Annotated in this window: 14 protein-coding genes and 1 riboswitch; of the genes, 7 read left to right on the top strand and 7 right to left on the bottom strand. The window is 40.2% G+C overall.

Features of this window, described 5'->3' with window-relative positions; all coding sequences use genetic code 11:
• Positions 1-316 precede the first annotated feature (316 nt).
• A riboswitch (TPP riboswitch) is annotated at positions 317-409 on the top strand.
• Between the two features lie 209 nt (positions 410-618).
• Entirely contained in the window at positions 619-1458 is an 840-nt protein-coding gene (locus ACKGJO_RS01730; protein ID WP_411321675.1) for a universal stress protein, read from the top strand.
• Positions 1459-1485: 27 nt separating this feature from the next.
• Positions 1486-1746, top strand: a complete 261-nt coding sequence (locus ACKGJO_RS01725; RefSeq protein ID WP_411321674.1) for a hypothetical protein — start codon at positions 1486-1488, stop codon at positions 1744-1746.
• A 36-nt stretch (positions 1747-1782) separates the two neighbouring features.
• Here the strand turns inward: ACKGJO_RS01725 and ACKGJO_RS01720 are convergent, their stop codons facing one another.
• The gene (locus tag ACKGJO_RS01720; protein ID WP_411321673.1) at positions 1783-2733 is read right to left on the bottom strand and encodes a glycosyltransferase family 2 protein; all 951 of its coding nucleotides are present in this window, start codon (positions 2731-2733) and stop codon (positions 1783-1785) included.
• Positions 2734-2811: 78 nt separating this feature from the next.
• Here ACKGJO_RS01720 and ACKGJO_RS01715 point away from each other — a divergent pair, with 78 nt between their 5' ends.
• Together ACKGJO_RS01715 and cyoE are read left to right on the top strand one after the other, a co-directional pair.
• Complete coding sequence (locus ACKGJO_RS01715; RefSeq protein ID WP_411321672.1) at positions 2812-3132, top strand: MerR family transcriptional regulator; 321 nt, start codon at positions 2812-2814, stop codon at positions 3130-3132.
• Between the two features lie 200 nt (positions 3133-3332).
• The gene (gene cyoE / locus ACKGJO_RS01710; protein ID WP_411321671.1) at positions 3333-4241 is read left to right on the top strand and encodes a heme o synthase; all 909 of its coding nucleotides are present in this window, start codon (positions 3333-3335) and stop codon (positions 4239-4241) included.
• A 139-nt stretch (positions 4242-4380) separates the two neighbouring features.
• Here the strand turns inward: cyoE and ACKGJO_RS01705 are convergent, their stop codons facing one another.
• The 6 genes from ACKGJO_RS01705 to ACKGJO_RS01680 all read right to left on the bottom strand — a co-directional run bounded on the left by ACKGJO_RS01705 (position 4381) and on the right by ACKGJO_RS01680 (position 13407).
• Positions 4381-6807, bottom strand: a complete 2427-nt coding sequence (locus ACKGJO_RS01705) for an alpha-ketoacid dehydrogenase subunit alpha/beta (RefSeq protein ID WP_411321670.1) — start codon at positions 6805-6807, stop codon at positions 4381-4383.
• A gap of 133 nt (positions 6808-6940) precedes the next feature.
• The gene (locus ACKGJO_RS01700) at positions 6941-8332 is read right to left on the bottom strand and encodes a class II fumarate hydratase (protein ID WP_411321669.1); all 1392 of its coding nucleotides are present in this window, start codon (positions 8330-8332) and stop codon (positions 6941-6943) included.
• 148 nt (positions 8333-8480) lie between these two features.
• On the bottom strand, positions 8481-9605 hold the full coding sequence (locus tag ACKGJO_RS01695; protein ID WP_411321668.1) for a GNAT family N-acetyltransferase: 1125 nt from the start codon (positions 9603-9605) through the stop codon (positions 8481-8483).
• 18 nt (positions 9606-9623) lie between these two features.
• Positions 9624-10862 carry an aminotransferase class I/II-fold pyridoxal phosphate-dependent enzyme gene (locus tag ACKGJO_RS01690; protein WP_411321667.1) on the bottom strand — a complete coding sequence of 413 codons (1239 nt, stop codon included), beginning with the start codon at positions 10860-10862 and terminating at the stop codon, positions 9624-9626.
• Between the two features lie 200 nt (positions 10863-11062).
• Positions 11063-12232: a glycosyltransferase gene (locus ACKGJO_RS01685; RefSeq protein ID WP_411321666.1), complete on the bottom strand. Its 1170-nt coding sequence runs from the start codon at positions 12230-12232 to the stop codon at positions 11063-11065.
• Positions 12233-12246: 14 nt separating this feature from the next.
• Entirely contained in the window at positions 12247-13407 is a 1161-nt protein-coding gene (locus ACKGJO_RS01680) for a glycosyltransferase family 4 protein (RefSeq protein ID WP_411321665.1), read from the bottom strand.
• A 106-nt stretch (positions 13408-13513) separates the two neighbouring features.
• On the opposite strand from ACKGJO_RS01680, the gene ACKGJO_RS01675 reads away from it, so the two are divergent.
• Genes ACKGJO_RS01675 through mutY form a run of 3 tightly spaced genes read left to right on the top strand, consistent with a single transcriptional unit; the run spans position 13514 to position 17163 of the window.
• Complete coding sequence (locus ACKGJO_RS01675; RefSeq protein ID WP_411321664.1) at positions 13514-14488, top strand: NAD-dependent epimerase/dehydratase family protein; 975 nt, start codon at positions 13514-13516, stop codon at positions 14486-14488.
• Between the two features lie 4 nt (positions 14489-14492).
• The gene (locus ACKGJO_RS01670; RefSeq protein ID WP_411321663.1) at positions 14493-16052 is read left to right on the top strand and encodes an Ig domain-containing protein; all 1560 of its coding nucleotides are present in this window, start codon (positions 14493-14495) and stop codon (positions 16050-16052) included.
• A gap of 43 nt (positions 16053-16095) precedes the next feature.
• Positions 16096-17163, top strand: a complete 1068-nt coding sequence (mutY, locus tag ACKGJO_RS01665) for an A/G-specific adenine glycosylase (RefSeq protein ID WP_411321662.1) — start codon at positions 16096-16098, stop codon at positions 17161-17163.

Below are 17163 nucleotides of genomic sequence, written 5' to 3'. Positions count from 1 at the left end.
AAAATGTTTGGTCGTAATAATTCTAACCTATCAAAATAAATACGGTTTTATCCTACACTTTTTGTAATAAAAATATTACAACCTCTTTATCCTTTCCCCTGCATACAACTAACAGGTATTGTTTTATACTTCTCTCAGAGTCTTTGATATAATGATAGTCAAATTAAAAAAGAGCATAATTTCTGTCTCTTTAAATAGAACAGAGATAAACCGGAAAAATGCCGCCGGTTACTTACAGTGATTAATCTTTATTGATTTTTCCTGACGTATGCTCCGGTTATCAATAAGGAATGCTGATAATACAGCAAACCCGAAAGATACCTGTTGAGGGTGCTTGTTATGAGCTGAAATTATACCTCTTATACTTGATGCGGATCATACCGACGAAAGGAAACAGTTAACTTTCTAATTATTGAGTAGCCCGTAGTTTAATTACTATGGGCTTTTATTAAACATACTTCGAGACAGTAAAGATGCTGATGACGGGCTTAGTAATCTGGCTGAAAGTGAAGTCAATAAAAATGCAACCTGGAGCTCGATCGTATCTTCTATCGATTAAATCCCTAATTTTTCTGATATTAAATAAATTCCGGGAAATTAAAACCTACAGGATATAACATGGGCAAAGCAATCAAAAACATTCTTCATCCAACCGATTTTTCAGATAATGCCAAACACGCACTTTCTTTCGCTTTGAAGCTGGCAAAAGAATATGATGCAAGTTTACATATAATGCATTCAATAGAAGAGCCCTACGATTTTACTCCCGTGGTTGAAAATATCAAACAAAATGTGACGCGTAAAGTTGAAAAACTGTTTGAGGAAATCACTGATCAGATAAAAAGTCAAAAAGAATATGAAAATCTAAAAGTTAAAACTCATCTTTTTGAAGGCAGGTCAGTTTATTCTGTGATAAATGCAATACCTGAATATCATATAGATATGGTCGTAATGGGTACTCAAGGAAGAAGTGCGCTTGAACGGATGTTCTTTGGCAGTACTACCACAGAAGTCGTTCAACAATCTGAAGTACCGGTTCTTGTGATTCCAATGAATAGTGAATTTACCGGTTTCAAAAAGATCCTGTTTACATCAGATTATGGGCCTTATGATCTGAACGCACTAAAATTTGTAAGCCAGTTAGCATCTCAATATCAAGCATTATTAAAAATAATTCATGTCACTAAAAAACTGGATAGAAAAGAAGATCTGCTATTTCGCGGATTAAAGGATTATGTTTCTGAACATATCAGCTATAACAAGATCAAATATGAATTAATGGAATCTGATGATCTTTTAAATACCGTAAATATTGAGGTTAATGAGCATGACTTTTCTTTGATCGTTACCGTACGCTATCAAAATCTATTTTCTGTTATTGGCAAAAAACATTCAAAAAAGATAAGTCAGGCCACAATGGTTCCTCTACTTGTTATGCCCGGAAAACCAAAGTCATAAAAAACTTCTGTTAATATGTAGATCACTATGGAAAAAAAGAAATCACATAATATTGAACCCAGGGAAATAAAAATTGAGATTGATTCTGAAATTATAACGGTTCCCAAAACTGCCGAAAATATCCGATGGGAAGATGACGGTGGACATATACCTGAGGTCATTAAAATGGTTGACAATAGTCTGCTACCTTTAAGGCCCGGAGACTCTTTTAAAGTTAAAAGTGGAGAGCTTATTAAGGAAAAAGACCGAGTTTTCTACGTTGCTAAAATCGAAACTATAAATGAGTAGGCAGCTTTATAAGACAGATTCATATTCCGGAAATCTTCAAACCTGTTCCCTGATCCTTGGTTTTTGTTTTTCTATATGATTTTTATTGATCAACTCACCAAGTAAGCCCGTTGAAAAGAACTGAACACCGACAACCATCAAAAGAATGCCAAGAAAAAGTAATGGCCGGTTTCCAATGCCCTCACCTAAAACCAGTTTCACATACACCATATACAAGTTTATGAAACCGCCGGCAATTAACAGTAGTACCCCTATGGTTCCAAAGAAATGCATTGGTTTTTGGAGATATCGCTGAACAAAAGTAATTGTCACAAGATCCAAAAATCCGTTCATGAACCTAGATAAACCAAATTTAGTCTTTCCGTATTTTCGAGGATGATGCTTAACAACCTTTTCAGTTATTCGGCCATAACCTTCACGTTTTGCCAGCATGGGTATATATCGGTGTAACTCTCCGTATAAATAAATACTCTCTACAACTTCTGCTCTATAGGCTTTCAAGCCGCAGTTAAAATCATGCAGTTTGATACCCGCAACTTTCCGGGTCACATAGTTAAAAAATTTAGACGGTATAGTCTTTGAGATCGGATCGTGGCGCTCTTTTTTCCAACCACTTACCAGATCGTACCCGTCTTTCAGCATTTGTATCATCTCAGGAATTTCATTAGGATCATCCTGAAGATCTGAGTCTAAGGTAACAATGTAATCTCCCTTTACATCTTCAAATCCAGCTTGTAAAGCAACACTTTTACCGTAGTTGTGATGAAATGAAATGCCTCTTACATTATCATTTTTTTCAGCCAGATCTTTGATCACACTCCACGAAGTATCAGTGGACCCATCATCCACAAATATGACTTCGTAGGTAAACAAATTCAACAGAGCTTCTGAAATAGCTTTTTCAAGCTCGGGCAGTGATTCTTCTTCGTTGTAAACAGGGATCACTAAACTTATGTCTATATTTGAATTAGTATCCTTATCTTGCAAAATGTTACCTTTTATAAATGAACAGAATTAGTTTACTTTAATAAATAAAACGGTTCTAAAATACACTTTCTGTCTGCTATGAAAAAATTGTATTACTCTATGGGTGAGGTCAGTAAATTAACGGGACTTGAACCTCACGTTCTAAGAAACTGGGAAAAAACCTATTCAGAGTTAAATCCCAAAAAGAACAGTGCCGGAAATCGTGTATATAAAGAAACTGAACTGGCGTTGATCTTCAGAATAAAAGAACTGCTTCATGACAAAAAATACAGTACTGAGGGAGTTCAGGATATCTTAACCAACGGAGAGGGAAAGAAATCATCCGACTTAACTCCAGAAGCTCAAAAAGATCTTTCAGAGATCCGTGTATTCTTAAGTGACCTCCTGGAAAGGCTATAAAATAGATACCTGTCGTCTCCTTTAATTTCCAGGCACACTTTATAAACATCTTTGGCACAACGAGATAATCATTTTTTACAAAAACACCTGCCTGAGAGCGCATTTCTCTGCAAGAAATCCGTAAAGTTTCTAACAAAAATCCCGAAATTATCTTAACTTCATGATTGCTTCAAAAAGCAGTATATGACCAATCGCAGTAGATGAATTCAGCTAAAGAGACCGTACTAATCAACAGACCTTTAACAGAGGTTATTTCTGACTACTATCAACTTACCAAACCCGGCATTACCATGTCTGTATTGGTGAGCATGCTGGTTGGTTATATTTTAGGTAGTGGAGCAGACATTAATTTCTCTGTTCTGATCCATGCTTTGATCGGAACCTATTTGATCGCAGCCGGAACCGGAGCTCACAATCAGTTCATTGAGCGGGTTTCAGATAAACTTATGAAGCGTACTGCTAAACGACCGCTTCCTGATCACCGTATTGATTCCAAAAGCGGGATGATCTTCTCACTAACCCTCATCTTTTCAGGTTTACTCTATCTTATATTGCTGGTAAATCCAGTTGCTGGAGCGGTTTCCTTAGTCACGGCTTTGATCTATCTGGGTATCTATACCCCAATGAAAAAAGTCTCACCTATTAATATAGCTGTTGGAGCAATCCCCGGTGCACTTCCTCCCGTAGGTGGTTGGGCTGCTGCAACCGGTAACATATCAGAACCCGGTATGTGGCTGTTGTTCGGGATCATGTTTTTTTGGCAAGTTCCTCACGTTTTATCCATTGCATGGTTATGTAAGGATGATTATTCAAGTGCCGGACTTAAAATGCTGCCTAAAAAAGACGAGGAAGGCTATAAGACTTTATTCTGGTCAATGATCTGCGTACTTAGTTTATTTCCGGTAACACTTGCCCTTTTTCAACTTAATATTGCCGGAATTATTTTTCTTGTCTTTGGAATGCTGTTTGCACTGGGATTTATGGCTTACACTATAAAATTTGGATTAGAACGGACAAAAGATAATGCCAAGAAAATGATGTTTGCCTCCATAGCTTATCTTCCCTTAGTCTGGATCGCCGTTTTCTTAGACCGTTTCATCTCTATCTGAATCGATTAATCTTAGGTCCTATCTATTCTACACCACTTGGAGTTTTGTTTGCTTTCCCAATTCCAATAAAAAAGGTGACAGAGATCTTTACTCGAAAGAAATTCTATCACCTTAGAACTATTGATAAGATTAATAAATGTTAAGCCTGGTAGATCTCCGGAAAGCGCGCCGGATCTGCTTCACTCATAATTGAATAAATAGCTTCGTAAATATCTTCAGCGTTGGGCTTACTAAAGTAATCACCATCAGATGCATACGCTGGTCTGTGTGCTTTAGCTGTCAGACATTTAGGCTCAGAATCTAAGCTAAAATAGCCACCCTGATCTTCAAGTATGTTTTGAAGAATATAAGCTGATGCCCCACCGGGAACATCCTCATCAACTATAAGCAGTCTATTCGTTTTGCTCAATGAATTTCCTATCAAATTGTCAATATCAAATGGAAGAAGGGTTCTCACGTCTATCAACTCTACCGATAGCCCAGCTTTTTCCAACTGTGGAATCAAACCTTCTATGATATTAAAAGTGGCTCCATAAGACACTACTGTAATATCTGAGCCCTCGTTGACGATCTCCGGTTTACCTAATGGAGTTGTAAATTGCCCAAGATTAGTAGGCAGATCTTCTTTCAACCTATAACCGTTTAATGGCTCAACAACGATGGCAGGATCGTCACCTTTCAATAATGTATTATAAAAACCGGCTGCTTGAGTCAAGTTTCGAGGCACACAGAAATGCAAACCTCGCACTCCATTTACGATCATACCCATAGGCGAACCTGAATGCCATATACCCTCCAGTCGGTGACCACGCGTTCTCACGATCAGAGGAGCTGCCTGCCCTCCTTTAGTTCTGTATCGAATAGTTGCGAGGTCATCAGAAATACCCTGAAAGCAGTAAAGCAGGTAATCCAGGTACTGGATCTCAGCTATAGGTCTCAATCCACGAATTGCCATACCTATACCCTGACCTAAAATAGTAGCTTCGCGAATTCCGGTATCGCTAACACGGATCTCACCGTATTTATCCTGCATACCCTCAAGCCCTTTGTTAACATCACCAAGCTGACCTGTATCTTCCCCGAACACCAGGGTGTTGGGATAATTCTCAAATATTTTGTCAAAATTATCTTTAAGAACGAGTCGCCCATCTACCTTTTTTGGCTTTTCATCATACTCAGGTTTGATCTCCTCAACATTTAATGGAGAGTACTTAGTCTCACTGTAAAGATGTGATGAATATCTTTCCCTGTTCTCTTCCAAAGAGTTCTCAACCCATTTGATAAGTTCCTGTCGGGCTGAACCGTTTTTTCCTGCTGTTGCTGCCAAAGATTTTCTAGCAGCTGACAGTATATCTTTTCGGATAGCCGTAGGATAATTCTTCAGAGACTGGGCATACTCCCCTACTTCCTGTACACCTGATTCATCCTTTAATTTATCTAAGAGATCAAGTACCGTTTTCTTCTCTTCCTTGATCGGTTTCATGAAAGCATCCCATGCGGCTTTCTTGGCTTCGTTTATTTCAGCCTTGGCTTCATTTTCAAGCTCATCAAGCTTTTCAGCTTTGGCAATATCATTATCCAAAATCCATCTTCGCAGTCTTTCCAGGCAGCAATATTCTTCTTCCCACTTCAGGCGTTCCTCATCTTTATACCTTTCATGTGAGCCTGATGTTGAATGTCCCTGAGGCTGTGTTACCTCTTGTACGTGTACCAAAACCGGTACATGCTCTTCCCGGGCTATTTCAGCTGCCTTTTCATAAGTATCCAGCAATGCTTCATAATCCCAGGCTTTAACTGTAAGGATCTCATATCCTTCTTTTTCATCAGTCCGCTGAAAGCCGCTCAGAATCTCCGAAATGCTTTCTTTGGTGGTCTGATATTTCTTAGACACTGAAATTCCGTAGCCGTCATCCCATACGGAAATAACCATTGGAACCTGTAAAACACCACCGGCATTAATGGTTTCCCAGAAAATACCTTCAGAAGTACTGGCATCACCAATTGTGCCAAACGCTATTTCGCTACCCTTTTTTGAAAATTTCTTCCATTCTTTACCCTTTAGTGCTTTTTCATTACGGTAAACTTTAGATGCCTGAGCCAAACCCAGCAATCGTGACATCTGACCAGCAGTTGGTGAAATATCGGATGCAGTGTTCTTAGATTTTGTTTGATCTTTCCACTCACCCTCATCGTCTATTAATCGGGAAGCAAAATGAGAGTTCATTTGTCGGCCAGCAGAGCTTGGGTCTGCCTCAACATCTGCATGGGCATACAACTGAGAAAACAACTGTTGAGGCGTCACCTGGCCGATCGCCAGCATTAGCGTTTGATCCCTGTAGTATCCCGATCTGAAGTCTCCTTCCTTAAACTGTTTGGCTAAAGCTATTTGGGGTACTTCTTTTCCATCACCAAAGATTCCGAACTTAGCCTTACCGGTAAGCACTTCCTTACGACCGATTATTGACATGTGCCGACTAACCCAACCCAGTTTAAAATCACTGAGGATCTCTTTTTTTTGAGCTGCGCTGAATTTTTTCTTCGTAGATTTTTTCTTTGCTTTGGCCATTATGTAATATTAGTTCTGAAATTTGGTAAGCACCTTCCGAAAGGGGCGACAGTATAAGGAAAAGCGCTTTTTTATGAAACAGGTTTTCGCCTTCCTTACGTTCTGCAGTGACCGCAAGAAAGACTTTCTACCTTTATTCCGTAAATCCGCCCTTGGTCATCTTAATCGGGTCTAGTGCTTTATCCAGTTCCTCATCAGAAAGATCGGTCATTTCTTTAGCCACCTCTTTAAGTGGGCGAGATTCAGCAAACGCTTTCTTAGCTATCTTCGCAGCAAGATCGTAACCAATGATTGGATTCAAGGCCGTGACAAGGATCGGATTTCTTCCAACCATATCTGCTATTCGTTCCTTCTTAACTTTCAACTGTGATACAGAACGATCAGCCAAGTTTTGAGCTGCATTTGCCAGAATATCGATCGACTCTAACAAGTTATGAGCCACAACCGGAAGCATAACATTTAATTCAAAATTTCCGGCCTGCCCCCCAATAGTAATGGCTGCATCGTTACCTATGACCTGAGCACAAACCATAGTCAACGACTCTTCAATAACGGGGTTAACTTTTCCCGGCATGATAGAAGAACCGGGCTGAAGAGCAGCAAGTTCAACTTCACCGATCCCGCTATTTGGTCCTGAATTCATCCAACGCAAGTCGTTTCCGATCTTCATCATCCCAACGGCAATAGTTTTAAGCTGTCCACTGAGTTCAACCGGAGCATCAACCGTAGCCTGTGCCTCAAAATGATTTTCCGCCTCAGTGAATTTCTCCCCTGTCAATTCTGATATTTTTACAGCGAAATTCTTACCAAAATCATTATGGGTGTTAAGTCCGGTACCTACCGCAGTTCCACCCTGAGGCAATTCACTAACTCTCTCAAGTGCAGATTCTAAACGCTTGATCCCCAGTTCAAGCTGACGCGCATAACCACCAAACTCTTGTTCAATAGTCACCGGCATAGCGTCCATCAGGTGGGTTCGTCCGGTTTTCACGACCTCTGCATACTCTTTTCCTTTTTCCAGAAAAGTATCATGAAGGTGTTTGAGCGCCGGGATCAAATTATTATTAATTGCTTTTACAGCGGCCACCCGAATAGTGGTCGGTATCACGTCATTTGAGCTTTGACCATAGTTAATATGATCATTGGGATGTATGCTTACATCAACATTGTTTTTAAGTTCGTTGGCCCTGCGAGCAATGACCTCATTAGCATTCATATTTGTTGATGTCCCCGAACCGGTCTGAAAGATGTCGATCACGAATTCCTTATCATGAACGCCTTCAATTACTTCCAGCGCAGCAGCTTGAATTGCTTCAGAAATATCCTTATCCAAAAGACCAAGATCGGCATTTACAGAAGCAGCGGATTTTTTAACGTATCCAAGTGCTTCTATAAATTCGCGGCTGAATTTGATACCGCTAACAGGAAAATTATCATGTGCACGCTGTGTTTGAGCTCCATATAAAGCCTTTTTTGGTACTTTAATTTCACCCATTGAATCTTTTTCTATACGAAAATCGCTCATCTTTCTTTTCCTTTTGAGATTAAATCCATCGCACTGCTTCAGATAATTTCTTTAATGCAGAGCATAGAAAATTAAATTTTATAGCCTTAAAAAGATAAGGAAAAACTATGTAGATGTTGTGAAATGGTTGTTAAAATTGGTGAGCTTATCAGAGTGATTTTGAGTACATACGATAAGTCTTATCGAGCTTACCACCAATGCGTTCAGCCACGCGTATCATTTCAGGATTTGATTCAAGTACCCAGCTCATTTCTGATTCGGTCTTGTTCTCTCCCTTGAGACCATTTTGTATTGACCGATGGTGCAGCAAGGCATCGATTCCTTTACCCTGATGTTCGGGCACAACTCCCATAAGGGCCGTTCTCAATGTATTTAATTTTCTTTTATTCCATAACAACTTAAATATACCGAAAGGGAAAAGATTCCCATTCATTGTCTTCAGGATCTCATTGATGTTTGGGATCCCAATGGAAAAGCCAACTGGTCTCCCATTCATTTCTGCTATATGTGCAAAATCTGTATCAATAATGAGTTTCAGATCTTTTGCTATTGCATCAAATTCAGCCTCGCTTAAAGGGATAAAACCCCAGTTCTTTTCCCACGCCTGATTGAAGATATCTCTTATGATCTTGATCTCAGATCTCAGGTTTTTCAAGTCAATCGGTCTGATCTTAATATCGGGTAACCGGTGTTTAACAATATTCATAGCTCGGTTTATTCTGTCCATAGAAACAGTCTCTGTGTCAACTATGTAAGCATACAGATCCATTTCTTTTTCAAAACCGGCAGATTTGATCAGTTCGTCGTAATAATCGTAGTTATAAGGCATTAAAACATATGGATCTTTATCAAATCCATCGATCAGTACTCCAATTGTATCCATCATACTTGGGCTTGCAGGGCCTATGACTTTGTTCATACCCCTGTCGCGTAACCAATCGGATGCCACCCGAAACATTAAATTAGCAGTGTGCTGATCATCAATACATTCAAAAAAACCAAAATGGCCGGTTTTTGAATTGTGAAATTCGTTAAACCGATGATCAATAATAGCCGCTATCCTACCTACATCTTCTCCATCCTTCTCGGCTATAAAAAGCTCGATCTCGGCATTATGAAAAAATGGATTTTTATCGGTATTGATAAGTTTTTTCTGATCCATCCGAAGCGGAGGAACCCAGTGCTCAGCATCCTGATAAAATCTATAGATAAACTCTAAGAATCGTTTCCGTTCGTTTGTGGTAGAAACAACTGTGACACCGGAGCTATTCATACGGTACTACTTTTTAAATTATTCAGTACCTGAATGTCCGTTACGATCGATGATCCCATGTTTTAAACCAACTTTTCTAAAGGCTTCAAGGATCTGATCCAAATGTTCATCGGTATGGCTAGCCATGTAACTTGTTCTAAGTAAAGATTGACCGGTTGGCACAGCAGGAGGCACTACTGCGTTAGCATAAACTCCTTCTTCGAAAAGATCTTTCCAAAATCTAAAGCAATCCATCATTTCACCAATTACCACAGGTATGATAGGACTTTGACTGTTCCAGACATTGAAACCAAGATTCTTGAGTTCTTTACGCATATAGTTGGCTATCTCCTCCAGCCGTTCCAATCTCCATGGTTCTTCCTGGAGGATTTCAAGTGCTTTAAGTACAGTTGCCACGTTGGCCGGTGGCATGGAGGCACTGAAAATGTGCGCAGGCGAATTATGCCTGATAAATTCTATGACCGGTTTATCACCAACAATAAATCCACCAAGGGAAGCAAATGATTTTGAAAAAGTCCCACTGATGAGATCCACTTTATCGGTCAAACCAAATACTGAAGCGGAACCTCGTCCGCCATCCCCAACAACACCAACAGCATGAGCATCATCAAGGTAAAGCCTGGCATTATATTTATCTGCAAGCTCCACGAGTTTAGGAACGTTGGCCAAAGTACCGGACATTGAAAATACACCATCAGTAATAATGATCTTTCCGGCTTCAGGATCAGCTCGTTGGAGCAGCTTCTCCAACTGATCCATATCATTGTGATGATAGCGAACCGTTTTAGCATTAGAAACAAGAGTACCAACCACTATACATGCATGGTTATCCTTGTCAGAAAAAATAATATCGTTACGACCGGCAATAGTTTGTATTGAGCCTTCATTGGTTTGATATCCCGTACTAAATAGTACGCATGCTTCTTTGCCCATGAACTCAGCTAGTTTTTCCTCAAGCACAAGGTGACTGTCAAGTGTACCGTTAAGATATCTTGAACCGGTGCAACCAGTACCGTATTTAGTGAGGGCATCCTGAGCAGCTTTGATCGTACGAGGATCATTGGTCAACCCAAGATAGTTATTGGAACCTGCCATAATAACTCGATGACCTTCGATCTCCACAATGGTTCCATCGGTGGCTTCCAGCGGTTTAAAGTATGGAAATAATCCCGCCTCTTTAACTTCGTCGGCTTTTCTGAAATTATATGCCTTAGAAAAAATATCTGATTTTTTGGCGCTTGTTTTGTTGTCGGCCATTAGGTGATTTCCTTAAAAAAGATTCTAAATAAACATCAATATATAGTCAGTATAAAATTCTTAACAGATTATAATTAAGAATGTTATGAATACCGACTGCTGATACAAAAAGTAATTATCTGAGCAAAGATAATAAATTTATAAGAATGCTACTGAATTACATCCAAATCTATGCTCAGAATAAGGATTTTATTAAACCATTAACGGCCCTTTGTATCCAATAATTCCTGGTATGTTTCAAACAACATTTTAAAGTGACCCTCCATGGTTACTATATCATTTTCAGCAGCTTTTTTAGTGGCCTCAACCAGGTCCTCTCGATTTCGGTCTGTAATATTTAGCACCGCTTCCGAGAACGACTCACTGTCTCCGGGCTCATAGGTCACCCCAAGATCAGGATTAGCAATATCTGCTGCTCCACCTCTTTCAGGTACTACCACCGGCAATCCACTGCATACAGCCTCTGCTACCACAATGCCATAGGTTTCGGCTGCAGAGCCGTGAAGAAAATAATCGGATGATGCTAGAATATTAGCTAATTCATCTCGGTTTTCGGTGAATCCCATTAATTTAACATATTCAGACTTACCTGCTTTCATTTCCACATACTTTCTGATCGGCCCATCTCCAAATATCATGAGGCCCATGGGTTTTTCCTCAGATGCTTTTATAAAACCATCGATAATAGTGCCTAACCTCTTTTCTGGATGATGCCTGCTGATTGCGATCATAAGCTTTGCTTCTTCAGGTAATCCGAAATCAGCTAAAAGTTTAGCCCTCAGTTCTTGATCTCTTCTTTTTGGTGAAAAGAAATCCTTATCGATACCAAAAGGAACGGCTATAGGATTTTTCACTCCATTCTCACCTATCCTGTCGGCAAGCCAGCTTCCACTTACAATTGTGGCATCAAAGCGATTACTCAGATTTTGAAGGTATTTCCAATAGAAGCCAAATATCTTGTCAATATTATCAAATCCAATAGAATGACCTAAGAATGTCTGTGGATATGCTGCAATAGGATCTTGATGAAATATAAATGTCTTTACAGCATCACCTTTCCATCTGCCTGCAAACCACCCTCCTGTCCAAGGAGACGATCCTTCCACTACATCGGGTTTTTCACGATCAAGGATCTGATGAACGGCTTTTTCCCTCCAAAGGATATAGTACCGCCAGTCAACAGGTAACCTTGGTCCTTTTACCCAGATAACACGTCCGCCATCGCGTTCTTCCTCACCCCAGTCTTCACCGGGTGCGACGATCACGATCTCGTGACCCATTTGCGAGCCGAACTTCAGTTTCTGATTGATGTAGGTCTTTACTCCCCCACCCTGATCTGTATAAAATTCTGCAACGTCAATGATCTTCATAAATAGGAGATCCCTTAATTATTTTTCTTTCTTACAGGAGCATTCAAAGCCTCCCGATAATTATGAACCAACTGTCCGTTAATTTCATCCCACTCATAATTGAGAGCTTTTTTTCTGGAATTCTTACCCATTTTTTGCCTAAGATTTTCACTTTCTGTAATTATTCTCAACTTGTCTGTAAAATCCTCTTTGTCCTGAGGTTCCGCTAAAAAGCCATTGACGCCGTCCTCAACAAGCGACCGACTTCCGGTGGCATTTGCCACAAGGCATGGCAGCCCGCAACTCATGGCTTCCAGAGTTACATTCCCAAACGTTTCTGTGTGAGATGGAAACATAAATATATCACTGCTGGCATACGCTGTTGCTAATTCATCACCATTCAAAAATCCGGTATATACCGCTTCGGGCATGACCTCCTGTAATTCCTGCTTTGCCGGGCCATCACCCACTACCATCGCTCTGATTTTCTTATTTTCGGCAGACAGTTGTTGTACGCTATGTCTGAACGTATCAAGTTCCTTTTCCCAGACAAGGCGCGATACGAATGTGACTACAATATCATTCTTATCGAACCCCTGCTTCTTCCTCCACCTTTCATTTCTCTTATCGGGTGAAAAAAGTTCTGTATTCACTCCCCTTGCCCATATCCTCATATCTGTCTCAAACCCATGAGGCATCAACTCTTCGATCATAGATTGAGAGGGCACGTATACATGAGCGCAGGCATTATAAAACCAACTCAGATATTTCCAGGCTAAAGATTCAATAAAAGTCAGCCCATAATATTTAAGGTAGCTGGTAAAATGCGTATGGTATGAACCGACTATTTGAACATCGTGTTTCAGTGCCCATTTCCTGGCTCTCAACCCGCCAATATCCGGAGTAGCAATATGAACTATAGTTGGATCAAAGTCTTCAAGTGCCTTTTTAGACTCACTTGATAAACCGAGAGTAACTCTGTACTCTCCCCTCCCTGATACCGGCATTCTCACTGAAGGAAGTGGAATCAATGTTCCATTGTGCTGCAGATCCGGTTCTTCAATTGTTGGGCCAAATACGAGGACCGGAATGTCATGATCTTCCAAAAATTTCACCAACCTGTTCAAAGTAAGAGAAACGCCGTCTTTGATATGATTATAATTTCCGGTAAAAAGCGCGATTCTTAATTCTTTCATAAAAATTTAAAAGCAGGTGGCAGATTCGTATCTTATTTGCCGTGCACTAGAATAGATATTGTGATTATTATATTTCTGTAAACAATCTTTAAATATAAGGAATTTAATGAAAGCCTTTGTAACCGGCGGAACAGGTTTTATTGGAAGTCACCTTGTCGAAGCACTGGTAGATTCTGATCAATATTCTGAAGTTCGCTGCCTGGTTAGAAACAAAGATAAATGGCTGAATGGTCTTAATTACCAGAAAATAACCGGCGACCTCAATAACTTTAAGGCATTAAGCAACGGCCTTGAGAATGCTGATGTCTTATTTCATGTGGCTGCTATTGTGAAAGCCCCTACCAAAAAGGAATTTACCCGTGCGAATGTAGAGGCAACTGAAAACCTAGTCAGACTGGCCCAGAAAAAAGGCGTAAAGAATATTGTACTTTTGTCTTCACTAGCTGCAGCTGGTCCCAGTAACGGTTCCCCAAAAACGGAAACCGATCCTATGGAGCCCGTCAGTATGTATGGGCAATCCAAAAAAGAAATGGAGCATCGGGTAAAACAAATAGCCACAAAAAGTGACAGCATTAAAATTATCAGGCCGCCTGCAGTCTATGGTCCACGGGAAGATCAGATCTTTTCATTCTTTAAGAGTTGTTCCAGAGGTATATGCCCTATAATTGGAGATGGGAACAATCCAAGAGTATCAATGGTGTACGTAAGTGACTTGGTGGACGGCATAATAACCGCTGCTGGCATAACTGATACAGGAATACACACTTACTTTATTTCAGGTGAAGGAACCCATTCCTGGAATGAAATACGTTCAGTTACATCAAAAGTGCTTGGGAAACGTACTATTCCACTTAAGATCAAACCAAAGCTGGTGAAAAAAGCTGCGTCCGTTATTGAAAATATTTCATCATTATTTGGTATCTACCCCGTTGTAAATAAAGAAAAAGCTAACGAGCTTACATTGGAATGGACCTGCAGCTCCCAAAAAGCACAAAATGAAATAGGTTACGTACCCCAAACCTCATTGGCTGAGGGGATATCACGCACTATTCACTGGTATAAAATTCATAATTGGTTGTAATTCTATGAGATCATCTGTTACAAAAATTTTAAGCCTTTTATTTGTACTCATCTTCACTTTTACTGTTGAGGCACAGGAAAGACTGATACAAGATTATTCTAAAGTGATGGAGATCCCAGAGATCGTTGCTATGGAATCTTCCCCTACTCACCTCTATGTTCTTTCTGAAGCAGAGGGTATGGTTGTTTTCAGAGCCTATTCTGATTCTCTTCAATGGCTCTATACTTCATCGGGAATGCAGAGAAGGGGTAGTAATATCATGGCGGATATCCGCTTTGCTTATCTTTTTGGTGAAACTAACCGGTTGACTGTCTTAGAACCAACCTCAGCACTTGGTGTTTACTCATCCACTCTTCTTCCGCAAAAACCAATGGCTGCCGCCAGAATTGGCAACGCTCTTTATATAGCTCTTGGTCAAAATGGTTTAGGAAAGGTCTCTTTGGAGACACCCGAGACTGTTGACTCTGAACCTGAATTAGTTGCAAGCGAACAAATTTCAGGCGACAACGTTATTGATGTTAGATCTACCCCGGTAAGCAAACAACTTTTTGTATTGACGAATGCTCCGTCTCTTCTTGTATTTGATGTTGAAGAACAAAATCTTGCTCTTTCTCAAAACATCATGCTTAATACAAACCTGACAAATATTTTTGTAGACAATGAAAATGTTTGGGGTGCTAACAGCAAAGGTGAGGTCTTTGGGATCCGTTCAGCTGGTATCGGGCAAAAATTAGGCATGGTAAACGAACCTGTTGATGATATTTACAAATGGGAAAACAGGCTTTTTGTAAGAACCGAAAGTGGTGAAATTTGGGTATCCGAAACCGGATCTAATTCACTCAAGGCCTGGAAGACCGATGGTGCGGCTAAAAATTTGTTAGCAAAGAATAAAGAACGATTATGGATCGCGGAAAATGACAAGATCTCTGAAATAAAAATTGCTGTCATTTCTGATTCTTCTTTAACTGCTAATGCGTCACAAAATTCCGGTTTCAAGATCAAAACGATCCCTAACCAAATCGTAACCTACCCGACCCCGCTCTTATTAGCGCTCGAAATGGAAGGTAACCATGCGGCACAAGAGGTTGAGTTTTCTTATCGATCAAATATTAAAAACGCGCTGATTCGTAAGCAGGGTTTATTCTGGCAACCCAATGTAAATCAAGTTGGCGGTCACTGGTTCACAATAGTTGCTACAGACAGTGAAGGACGTTCAGACAGTACACGATTTTTAGTTGATGTACGGTCTTTTAATTCCCCACCAAGATTCAGCCCTGTTAGAAATACAAGTATTGCAGTAAATGAAAAGTATGAGTTGAGTTTCTCTGCTGTTGACCCCGAAAACCCAAAAAATTCTATTGTAAGATACATTGGTGTTGATATGCCTGATGGTGCAAATCTGAATGAAAAAACCGGAACCTTTGTATGGACGCCATCAGACCGTCAAATTGGTGAATCTACTTTTAAGGTTATCGCAACAGATAAACTTGGAGCAGCTTCTTCCATAGAGGTGACTCTCAAGGTTCTTGATATAACTCGTGAAAGCCCTCAAAACCGCAACTGATTGTCAATCTAAATAGAATCGCAGTTCAATACTCTATTAACACGTGCAACCGAAGCAATTCCGCACCGAACTTTTGAAATGGTATAAGGATCATAAACGGGCAATGCCGTGGCGGGGTGATACAGATCCCTATAAGATCTGGATCTCTGAGATCATGCTTCAGCAAACACAAGTCCAACAAGCTACTCCTTATTTCCGGAATTTTATTTCCCAGTTTCCAACCGTTTATGATCTTGCTGAAGCTGATCAGCATGATGTTCTGAAAGCATGGGAAGGTTTGGGATACTACAGTCGTGCAAGAAACCTCCATGCTGCTTCAAAGATGGTAGTTGATGAATTTAATGGACAGGTTCCTCAAACCTACGATGAGATATTAAAACTTAAAGGCGTTGGTCCCTATACAGCAGCCGCAGTTACAAGTATTGCCTTCAACAAACCTAATGCCGTTGTAGACGGAAACGTAATACGTGTTCTTACCCGATATTTTGGCATTGAGGATGACACCCGCAGTACCAAAACCCGACGTAACGTTCAGGAATTGGCCGATGAGCTTATAGATAAAAAATACCCCGGTGATTTCAATCAGGCCCTGATGGAATTGGGTTCTGAAGTTTGCACACCCACCCGTCCTGATTGTGAGAATTGCCCCATACAAGCCGGCTGTATAGCTCAAAAAATGGCTAAGACCGATTCAATTCCTTATAAATCGCCAGCGAAGAAAAAACCTCATTATATCATTGGAGTTGGGATCATAGAACGTGAAACAGACAAAAAGATCCTGATCGCCCTGCGTCCAAATGAAGCTATGCTGGGTGGGCTTTGGGAATTCCCGGGCGGCAAACAGAAAGACGATGAAAAGATTCAACAAACCATTGAGCGGGAATTAAATGAAGAACTTGGAGTAGAGGTGAAGGCCTACAAGGAATTGACGAGCCTCAAGCATACATATTCTCATTTTTCTATAACCATGCATGCCTGGCATTGTAAACTGATTTCCGGTAAACCCAAGCCAAAAGAGAGTCAGGAAATACGGTGGGTGACTAAAGAGGAACTTGAAGAATATCCATTTCCAAAAGCCAATAAAGTACTTACTGAAAAATTAGTGAAATAA

The sequence above is a fragment of the Gracilimonas qinghaiensis genome, assembly GCF_046602855.1.
Classification (GTDB): Bacteria; Bacteroidota; Rhodothermia; order Balneolales; family Balneolaceae; genus Gracilimonas.
This window is presented reverse-complemented; position numbering and strand designations above follow the sequence as displayed.

Coding starts and splice junctions, on each gene's coding strand:
- ACKGJO_RS01700 (WP_411321669.1), bottom strand. CDS start 8,332: ATGAGCGATTTTCGTATAGAAAAAGATTCAATGGGTGAAATTAAAGTA.
- ACKGJO_RS01690 (WP_411321667.1), bottom strand. CDS start 10,862: ATGGCCGACAACAAAACAAGCGCCAAAAAATCAGATATTTTTTCTAAG.
- ACKGJO_RS01680 (WP_411321665.1), bottom strand. CDS start 13,407: ATGAAAGAATTAAGAATCGCGCTTTTTACCGGAAATTATAATCATATC.
- ACKGJO_RS01715 (WP_411321672.1), top strand. CDS start 2,812: ATGAAAAAATTGTATTACTCTATGGGTGAGGTCAGTAAATTAACGGGA.
- ACKGJO_RS01705 (WP_411321670.1), bottom strand. CDS start 6,807: ATGGCCAAAGCAAAGAAAAAATCTACGAAGAAAAAATTCAGCGCAGCT.
- ACKGJO_RS01670 (WP_411321663.1), top strand. CDS start 14,493: ATGAGATCATCTGTTACAAAAATTTTAAGCCTTTTATTTGTACTCATC.
- ACKGJO_RS01730 (WP_411321675.1), top strand. CDS start 619: ATGGGCAAAGCAATCAAAAACATTCTTCATCCAACCGATTTTTCAGAT.
- ACKGJO_RS01725 (WP_411321674.1), top strand. CDS start 1,486: ATGGAAAAAAAGAAATCACATAATATTGAACCCAGGGAAATAAAAATT.
- cyoE (WP_411321671.1), top strand. CDS start 3,333: ATGAATTCAGCTAAAGAGACCGTACTAATCAACAGACCTTTAACAGAG.
- ACKGJO_RS01685 (WP_411321666.1), bottom strand. CDS start 12,232: ATGAAGATCATTGACGTTGCAGAATTTTATACAGATCAGGGTGGGGGA.
- ACKGJO_RS01695 (WP_411321668.1), bottom strand. CDS start 9,605: ATGAATAGCTCCGGTGTCACAGTTGTTTCTACCACAAACGAACGGAAA.
- ACKGJO_RS01675 (WP_411321664.1), top strand. CDS start 13,514: ATGAAAGCCTTTGTAACCGGCGGAACAGGTTTTATTGGAAGTCACCTT.